This is a genomic window from Moorena sp., assembly GCF_982860115.1.
The window spans coordinates 1-9,238 of the sequence record NZ_CEYLVT010000271.1; the positions used below are offsets into that span (position 1 = coordinate 1).

At 45.6% G+C, this 9,238-nt stretch carries 8 protein-coding genes; 7 read left to right on the plus strand and 1 reads right to left on the minus strand.

What is annotated here, in order from left to right; translation table 11 throughout:
- The first annotated feature begins 106 nt into the window (after positions 1 to 106).
- The 5 genes from AC4II3_RS28675 (at position 107) to ndk (ending at position 6,388) form a co-directional block, all read left to right on the plus strand.
- Entirely contained in the window at positions 107 to 2,773 is a 2,667-nt protein-coding gene (locus AC4II3_RS28675; protein ID WP_488013108.1) for a CHAT domain-containing protein, read from the plus strand.
- 194 nt (positions 2,774 to 2,967) lie between these two features.
- On the plus strand, positions 2,968 to 4,020 hold the full coding sequence (fcmB, locus tag AC4II3_RS28680; RefSeq protein ID WP_488013110.1) for a filament morphology actin-like protein FcmB: 1,053 nt from the start codon (positions 2,968 to 2,970) through the stop codon (positions 4,018 to 4,020).
- Positions 4,021 to 4,073: 53 nt separating this feature from the next.
- On the plus strand, positions 4,074 to 4,799 hold the full coding sequence (locus AC4II3_RS28685; RefSeq protein WP_488013112.1) for a hypothetical protein: 726 nt from the start codon (positions 4,074 to 4,076) through the stop codon (positions 4,797 to 4,799).
- A 15-nt stretch (positions 4,800 to 4,814) separates the two neighbouring features.
- Positions 4,815 to 5,861: a D-alanine--D-alanine ligase family protein gene (locus tag AC4II3_RS28690; protein WP_488013114.1), complete on the plus strand. Its 1,047-nt coding sequence runs from the start codon at positions 4,815 to 4,817 to the stop codon at positions 5,859 to 5,861.
- A gap of 77 nt (positions 5,862 to 5,938) precedes the next feature.
- The gene (ndk, locus tag AC4II3_RS28695; protein ID WP_488013116.1) at positions 5,939 to 6,388 is read left to right on the plus strand and encodes a nucleoside-diphosphate kinase; all 450 of its coding nucleotides are present in this window, start codon (positions 5,939 to 5,941) and stop codon (positions 6,386 to 6,388) included.
- 147 nt (positions 6,389 to 6,535) lie between these two features.
- Here ndk and AC4II3_RS28700 read toward each other — a convergent pair whose 3' ends face one another.
- On the minus strand, positions 6,536 to 7,270 hold the full coding sequence (locus AC4II3_RS28700) for a TerC family protein (protein ID WP_488013118.1): 735 nt from the start codon (positions 7,268 to 7,270) through the stop codon (positions 6,536 to 6,538).
- 383 nt (positions 7,271 to 7,653) lie between these two features.
- On the opposite strand from AC4II3_RS28700, the gene psaM reads away from it, so the two are divergent.
- Both psaM and AC4II3_RS28710 read left to right on the plus strand, forming a co-directional pair.
- Entirely contained in the window at positions 7,654 to 7,749 is a 96-nt protein-coding gene (psaM, locus tag AC4II3_RS28705) for a photosystem I reaction center subunit XII (protein ID WP_070393681.1), read from the plus strand.
- 1,000 nt (positions 7,750 to 8,749) lie between these two features.
- On the plus strand, positions 8,750 to 9,142 hold the full coding sequence (locus AC4II3_RS28710; RefSeq protein ID WP_488013120.1) for a slr1601 family putative cell division protein: 393 nt from the start codon (positions 8,750 to 8,752) through the stop codon (positions 9,140 to 9,142).
- Positions 9,143 to 9,238: the final 96 nt, after the last annotated feature.

The following is a 9,238-nucleotide window of genomic DNA, read 5'->3' on the forward strand; positions in this document are numbered from 1 at the left end:
GAATCGGGAATCGGGAATCGGGAATCGGGAATCGGGAATCGGGAATCGGGAATCCCGACTCCCGACTCCCTTTGCTATCATTTAAATCTGCAACTGGCATTCTCCCATGAGCCCCCAATCCAGTGTCCGAACCCTTCTAGGACTTCTTTTCCTCTCCAGCCTCACCATTACCCTGTGGCTCGGTCATGTTCCCGCTACCACCTGGCAACTGCAAGTGGGAAACCCAGCCACAGCTCAATCCCCTGATGCTAGCCAACTTGTCCAACAAGGGGTGGAACACTACCAACTGGGAGATTTTACTAGCGCTATAGAGTATTGGCAAACTGCCCTAACTACTTATCAACAAACCAACAACCGCCCTAATCAAACTATTGTTCTAGAAAACTTAGCGAGAGCTTATCAGCAAATTGGTCAAATCGACCAAGCCATTAACTACTGGGAAAAAGTCACCACTAATTATCAGCAACTGGGGGATTTACAACAGGTAGGGCGGATGCTTACCGAACGGGCTCAAGCTTATAGTAAATTGGGGCAAAATCAAAAAGCGATCGCATTATTATGTGGTACCATTAATCATGATAATCCCCAAGATAACCCCTGTGTGCCAGAAAGTGCGTTACAACTGGCTCGCACCCATCAAGACCAACTTGGAGTTGCTGCGGCTCTGGGGAGTTTGGGGGATGCTTATCGCCTCAGGGGCAAGTACGATCTAGCGATTAACTATCTCGAAGAGAGCTTAACTATTGCCCAAGACATTGACCACCTTCCCTATCAATCCTCAGCCCTGAATAGTTTAGGTAATGCTTACAGTAGCAAAGCTCAGCTCAGCTATCGTCGGGCAAATTCTGCTCAAAAAATCGGCTACACAACAAAGGCTTTGGAACTCGAAGAAAAAGCTAAAAATAACGATAGCGAAGCACTAAAGTATTTTCAGAAAAGCCTCGATCTTGCTATTACTCAAAACGACCAATCTGGTCAAATGCGGGCAAGGCTTAATGGGATTCCCCTCTACTACCGCCTTGATAAAAATAGCGCTAGTGTTAGAGAATGGCAAAAAGAATGGCAAAAAGCCTACTCCCTCTTGGAAAGTCTACCAGATTCCCAGGATAAGGTTTATGCTGCCATTGAGTTAGCTAATCTGTTGCAACCGATTGCTCCAGCTCATGAAACCAGTCCCTGGATGCGATGCTATCAGCCCAAACTAGAACCCCAGGCTACTGCACTCCTCGCTCAAGCAGTTTCAATAGCGCAACGGATTAATGACCACCGCTCCCAATCCTTTGCCCTAGGGGAACTGGGTCATATCTATGAGTGTCGTGACCAGTATACCAAAGCCCTAGAGTTAAGCCAACAGGCTAGGTTAGCAGCTGAGCAAAACTTGCTCGCACAGGATAGTCTGTACTTGTGGGAGTGGCAAACAGCACGGATTTTTAAAGACCAGGGGAAAGTAGATGAGGCAATTGGAGCCTACGAAAACGCGATCGCTACTCTCGAAACAATCCGTAGCGATATCCTAACTGCCAGTCGAGATGTCCAATTTGATTTTATTGACACCGTTAACCCAATTTACCGACAGTTAGTGGAATTGAGGTTAGAGGGAGATCAAACGTTCCTAAAATCAGCTTCACCCGATGTGCGTACTCAGAATATTAACATTGTCCTGAAAACCTTTGATGGTCTCAAACTAGCAGAATTACAAGATTATTTTGGTAACGACTGTGTGTTACCAGCAGTGAATCCAGCCAGAGTTGACCTAGTCAGTACTCGGACAGCAGTGATTAGCACCATTATCCTGAAAGACCGAACTGCAGTGATTTTAAGTCTGCCGAATGGTGAAAAGCAATGGTCATGGATTGATAGTAATCGCGAAAGTCTAAGACAAGACATTAATCAATTTCGTAAAGAACTAGAAACCTTTTTTGAGCCTTACAATTCCCAAAAAGCACAAAAAATTTACAATGGGTTAATTCGTCCTTTTGCCAATCAATTAGAACAAGCTCAAATAGAAACCCTGGTCTTCATCAATGATGGCATCCTACGCACTGTGCCCATGGCAGCCCTCCACGACGGGGAAAAATTTTTAGTTGAACGCTATGCGATCGCAACCACTCCCACCCTCACCCTGACTGAGCCTAAACCATTAACAGCTGGAAGTTGGCGAGCACTGGTGTTGGGCTTAACCAAAGAAGCTATTGTCGATGGTCGTATATTTGACGCCTTGAGCAATGTATCCACAGAAGTTAAGGCAGTGACACAGACCATACCAGAGAGCAAACAGCTACTCGATGAGGACTTTACCCGCGATCGCTTACAACAAGAATTAGGTGCAACGGTTTACCCGATTATTCACATAGCTACTCACGGTGAATTCGGCACTGAACCCGAAGATACTTTCCTAGTCACCGGGGAAAATGATCAACTCACCATTGATGAATTAGATCGGGTAATTCGCAGTGTAGCTAGTACTACTGAGCCAGTGGAGTTACTATCCCTTACTGCCTGTCGAACCGCCACTGGTGATGACCGAGCAGCATTAGGTTTAGCCGGTGTAGCTATTCAAGCAGGAGCCAGAAGTGCCTTAGCATCGCTTTGGTTCATTAATGATCAAACCACTCCCCAAATTGCTGCCCAATTCTACCAGGGTTTGCGACAATCAAACTTAAACAAAGCCCAAGCCCTTCGTGCTGCTCAAATCGCTTTACTGGAAGCAGGAGGACCCTATGCTCACCCCGCCTATTGGGCACCTTATCTAGTAATTGGCAATTGGTTGTAATCCTAGGTGTCTAAGAGGTCTATGAATCAGTATTCTACTATTATTAGGTGAAATAGCTAGATGCCATAGTGTCCAACCAACTTGAGTCAACCTGCGTCTCCTGCACACCTAACCCCGCTCTTGCCTAGAGGGGGCTTCCAAACATCGGACGATTTTTTGTGAGTTGAGTTAGACAAACTCATATATACTAACCAATGACTGCTAAACAGCTTGCTACCATCGTGAACAAAGTTCCTATTCTCAGCATTGACTTAGGTCGCACCTCCACTAAAGCTTGTATCAGCCGTTACCCCGATGGTGTAGTGCTAATTCCTGCCAACGTTGCCCATCTCACCGTTGAGCAAGTGCGTCGGGGTGGGTTTGATGCTCGGCTGGGTGACCCTCTATTAGATATTTGGCTGGAGTATCAAGGCAAAGGATACGCCATTGGACAACTAGCTGCTGACTTCGGAGCTAACTTGGGTGTTGGTCAATCGAAAGTAGAAGATGCCTTGATAAAAGTTTTTGCCTGCATAGGACATTTCGAGCTTCAAGGTGACTTGGCAATTATCATGGGATTGCCCTACCATTCCCAAGAGCAGTTTGAGCGTGAAAAAGACGAATTAATTGGTATTCTGGCTTCTCCTCATGTCATGTACTACAGAGGGGAAGAAGTCTCGATTACGATTAAAAAAGTTTGGGTGATACCAGAGGGCTATGGTAGTTTGATCTGGGTTGAAGTTCAGGAGAGCAATCCATCCGATGGTGGATTGCATGACCGTTCCGTGGCTGTTGTGGATATTGGCCACCAAACCACTGACTTTATCATGGCAGATTCATTCCGATTTGCTAGAGGAGCATCTCAGAGTGAAGCCTTTGCCATGAATGAGTTTTATGATCAATTAGCTGCCCAAATTCAGGGAGCTGACAGTCAATCGTTACTATTAATCAAAGCCGTTAATCGTCCAGAGGGAGAGCGCTTTTATCGTCCTAAAGGTGCTGCTCAGCCCACAGACCTGGACGAAATTATACCCAGTTTGCGCAAAAGTTTTGCCCGTGAACTGTCTGATCGCTTGCTCGCCTGGCTACCAGAACGCACCACCGACGTAGTAGTGACCGGTGGTGGTGGACAATTCTTCTGGAATGATCTTCAACTTATCTTTCAAGAAGCTAGACTAAAGGGTTACTTAGCTCAACCCTCTCGAAAAGCGAATGCTTTGGGACAATACATTTATGGAGAGGTGCAGAAGCAGTCAGCATCTCGATAAATTGTAGATAAATTGTATTGTAATTATCCACTAGGATTATAGGCATAATTCCCATGGCACCTATAGCAAAAAAAGTAAATAAAACAGTAGCATTTACCGCTAACCGGGAGGATCAAGCCCTACTAAAGGCAGTAGAAAAAGAACTAGCTAAGGGTCAGTATCCTAGCTTTAGCATGTTGTGCAAGCAAGCTATCCAAGAGTTTCTGTTAAAACCAGAATCCTCTGAGGAAAAAGCATCCTCCCAGGAAACAACCAAGGGAACAAGCGAGGAAACAACAGGTGTTGGAAATCTTGAAGACAAGCTAACCCAACTGCAGCAGCAATTAACTGAAGTGGTACAGACGTTATCGGTTCAGAGTCCTAGCCAACTGAATAGTCAGCTAAGTGATCTGACTCAACGGATTGAGGCAATAGACTCTAATACAACTCAACAATTGACCCAGTTACAACAGCAGCTTGGGAAATTAGAGCAAGTTCTATCTACTGAAGAATCCTCTGATCAACTTGATGATCAATTGACGGCCTTAATCGAACAGGTCAAGCAAGTGGATGACCGTTCTCATCAACAACTCGAACACTTAAAACAGCAAGTTGCTGGTGTAGAAACAGTGCTGTCGAATTTTAGTACAACGGATGTGTCTAGCTTAAAGGAACAGGGTGCCACAGCAAAAGCGACTAGAGAGTCAGATGCTACGGCTCAAGTAGGATGGGAAAAAGACGCTGATCAATCTGATGATCCATTACTAAGTCGCTTAGGCTCTTTATTAGAAGATTTTTAGTTGACTGTAGATTTTATGACAAAACGCAGAGTTGGACTGCTGTTTGGTGGTGTCTCAGGAGAACACCAAGTTTCCATTAGTTCTGCAAGAGCGATCGCAAATGCTCTGGGTGCTGATGAAAATGCCTCTAAGTACGAATTGGTGCCAGTGTACATTCAAAAAAATGGCATCTGGACAGCGGGAGAAACTATCGCACAGGTCTTAGACTCGGGAACCCCCCTGGAATCTGCTCCTAGCGGTAATGTCTGGCAATTTCCTGCCGTTGTCAGTGAGGTAGATGTTTGGTTTCCCATCCTCCATGGGCCGAATGGGGAAGATGGCACAGTTCAGGGATTACTAACCCTGATGGGAGTTCCCTTTGTCGGTAGTGGTGTTTTGGGTTCTGCTGTAGGCATGGACAAGCTGGCAATGAAGACAGTATATGCCCAAGCTGGATTACCCCAAGTCAACTACATGGAAGTTTTGCGTACGCAAGTTTGGTCAGATCCCTGTGTATTTACCAAACTCTGTGACCAAATTGAGGAAACCTTAAACTATCCCTACTTTGTTAAACCAGCTAATTTAGGGTCATCGGTCGGGATTGCCAAAGTGCGATCGCGTTCTGAATTAGAAGCCGCCCTAGATCATGCTGCTAGTTACGACCGTAGGTTGATTGTAGAAGAAGGGGTAGTAGGGCGAGAAGTAGAGTGTGCTGTACTAGGGAACGATCATCCCAAAGCCTCAGTAGTTGGTGAAATTACCTATGACAGTGATTTTTATGACTACGAAACCAAATACACTCAAGGTCAAGCGGACTTGCTAATCCCCGCTCCCTTGCCCACTGACGTGACTACCCAGATTCAGGAAATGGCAATCCAGGCGTTTACTGCCGTTGATGGGGCTGGTTTAGCACGGGTAGACTTCTTTTACGTTGAAGCCACTAAGGAAATCTTCATCAACGAGATCAACACCTTACCAGGTTTTACCGCAACCAGTATGTATCCCCAACTGTGGGCAGCTACAGGTGTTTCGTTTCCAGAATTAGTGGATCAGTTAATTCAACTAGCAATAGAGCGGGCTTGAATCTTAGTCCTGAGGGAATATCATAGGAAAGGCTATGCCCAAGATTGACCTGAGTTAAACAATTTGAGGAGATAAACTTGGAACGGACATTTCTGATGGTTAAGCCGGATGGTGTACAACGGAATCTTGTTGGTCAAATCATCCAGCGTTTTGAGACAAAAGGTTTTACCTTAGTTGGGCTGAAGCTGATGAAGGTCAGCCGTGAACTTGCCGAACAGCATTACGCTGTTCACAAAGAGAGACCTTTCTTTGGTGGACTAATCGCATTCATCATCTCTGGTCCTGTAGTAGCAATGGTCTGGCAAGGAAATGGAGTAGTGGCTTCCGCAAGAAAGATGATTGGTGCTACCAAACCTCTGGAGGCTGAACCAGGAACTATTCGGGGCGATTATGGGTTAGACACAGGTCGCAATCTTATCCATGGCTCAGATGCCATTGAGACAGCGCAGCAGGAGATTAGTCTTTGGTTTAAGGACGAAGAGCTAGTTAGCTGGGAACCAACCATAACCTCTTGGCTTTATGAGTAACGGTAAGATTTACCTTTAAACGGGAAATCCCACGCTCTACCAATGTTTGGTGAGCGTTGGGATCATTGATGGATCATTAGATTGGGAGATGGCCGAATTCTTCCCGACTCTTGTTCAAAGCAGTTAGCGGCTAGCTTCTTTTGCCCTTTAGTCTTTCCCCAAAGCCGCTTGCCCTTCGTTTTCTACAGGAATTGACTCAAGGTCTGGGGTCTTAGACTTTTCAGAAAATCCCCACATGAACACTAAGGCAATAGCAGTAATTATTAACCATTCCGGTGGCACTAATTCCGGTTTAATCCCTCTGACCAACAGCCGCAATCCCACAAAGCCCACGGTGATGTAGCCAGCATCCTCCAGATAGACATACTCTTTCAACCAACGAATAAATAAGCCTGCCATGAAGCGCAGGGCAATTACCCCAATGGTGCCACCAGCAATAACCAGCCAGGTCTGGTCAGAAATTGCGATCGCTGTCGTAACACTATCCAAGGAAAAAGCTAAATCCGTTACAGCAATTATGGGAATTGCCTGCCATAGAGAAGTGAACTTCGGGCCATGATGGTGATCTTCTTCATCTTGATCAGATCTGAAATACTCAAAGACCAACCAGAGCAGATAGGCTGCTCCCAATAACTCAAACTGCCAAAACTGCACTACCCAAGTGGCTGTCAGAATCAAAGTGATTCGTAGCACATAGGCAACTGCTAAGCCCAAGTTAAGAGCATGGCGTTGAAGTTGTTTGGTTTCTAAGCCTTGGGAGATCGCAGCTAATGCGATCGCATTATCAGCAGACAGTACAGCTTCCAGTGCGACCAGAATCAACAAAACCACAGGACCCTCAAGCCCAACATTAAACGGTGAGTTAAGAATTTGGTCTAGCATTAAAAATTATTAATGTTTTAAAGGGTTAACTTAGTATATGTAATATACTTAATCGCCTAAATTGGTAAAACTTTGATATCTAACTTAATTTATCTTAACCTTTAATCATAATTTTAGTACAGTGCGACCCTAGCAAGGTTCCAACCCCCACACCGAACCTGCAGCAAGATAAAGGTAATAGCTTGGGTTGATCTCAAATTGCGATCAACCCAAGCTACAAGGATTCTAATATCTGGATTGGACAAGTTATTGTGATAAAATTCCATAACTAGCCCAATTAGTATTAGTTGGCTGCGGTGCGACCCGTGGCTAGTTTAATTTGCCTAGGTCAAGCGCACCGTGAATGGTATAGAATATCGCTCAAATAAAGGAGATTGTATACGATGCCTATTTCAGATGCCCAAGTTATCGGAGCTCTATTGCTGGCTTTGCTTCCGGGATTTCTAGCATTCCGCCTGTCTACGGAACTTTACAAATAATCCTGGGAAGCTCAAAGCCTTGCTCCTAAGCGGCCCGGATCTAGAGCGGACAAAGGATAAACAAACTAGTTTAACTAACCCACCCAAATCCTAGATTATGGGTGGGTTAGTTAAACTAGTTAATCAATGGCGAAGCCTCATTAAAGCTAGTGAAATCCTTGACACTCCCTCAAGCTCCAGAACGCGATTATAGTGTTCGCGTACCGGCTCCTAGGTCACTGGGATTGTTAAGAGCATAAAACTCTGAATGGCTGAGCAATCGCCGCCTCTAGACTCTCTGACAAAATCATTGAGCTTACTTGCATCTTGATCTACGCTTTTAGCAGCGGCTTTTCAGCTTGCGCGCAAACTGGCACCTTTTGGGTACATTAATAGTTTTTAATCTTAGCAGAGCTCATCAAGAAGCGCAACAGATTGAGTCTCCAATTCCCAAGGGTCAGAAGTTACCCCAGCGAGCAATCCCTCGCTGGGGCAGCCTTTATGGTTGGTCGGCTATGGGTAAAAGGGTTAAAACTTTGAGGCGCGACCCATGGCGAATTTAATTACGGGTCAAGCGCGCCTCCATGATTAAGGCTGCCTTATTTTAAGGTTTCGTCTCCGGGCTGTGTGGGTCACCTGCGTCCACACTCTATACGCCCCCTTTCCCGCGCTTCATACGCAGGTATAACGGGAGGGGAATTGGAGTTGAATGGTGGCTGCCAACGCCAGTCTACCTGGGAAGATTAATAGATATTTTCTATATTATAAGCAATAATTCTGAATTATTATCCTGACTCGAAGCTCCTGTCCCCTGGATTGGAGTCAACACCAGGAAATTTATGTGATCAAACTCACATTATGCTAAGCTCTTAGTCTATTTGGGGGCTTGATTGTTCCATAAAGACTATTCTTTAGCTAAATTATCTGGCTAAATAAAAGGTGCATACTCAAAACTCTATCCTAATCAACCCAATAATAAACCCAAGGGCGCTGGTGTACCAGCGTGGCATTGTAAACGGAAATGAACGCAATCCAACCCTCTCACTCAACTCGGGTACCATCAAAACCTCGCCGAAGAGTTCCTCGAATCAAGCACCGTCCGCAGCGACAGTCTTACGGGGCAGTTGCTGGTGAAACTACTGCTAAGTTAGTTGTTAACCTAGTTCTCTGTGCCGCTGCCATTACCGCACTCATGGAACTATTACCTTATCATCTCTCACAGCAAGGCAAGTTGCGAGAAGTCAAACGAGAGGTGAAGCGAACTGAGACACGAGTGAATAACTTGCGCCGTGAATTCAGTCGCTCTTTTGACCCCAGGCAAGCCCAGAAAGTAATGCGAGAGCAAAGCTTACGACGTGATCCGAACCAGGTTCAGGTCGTCTGGCAAGATCCAGACTTAGGGGATGGAAATTAGTTATACTTCCGGTGGTCATAAACTCAGCTAAAGGTAATCGGTCGAGCAAGCTCTGTGCGTTCGCGCCCCGCGTGGCCTACGGTCAATCGCGCCCCG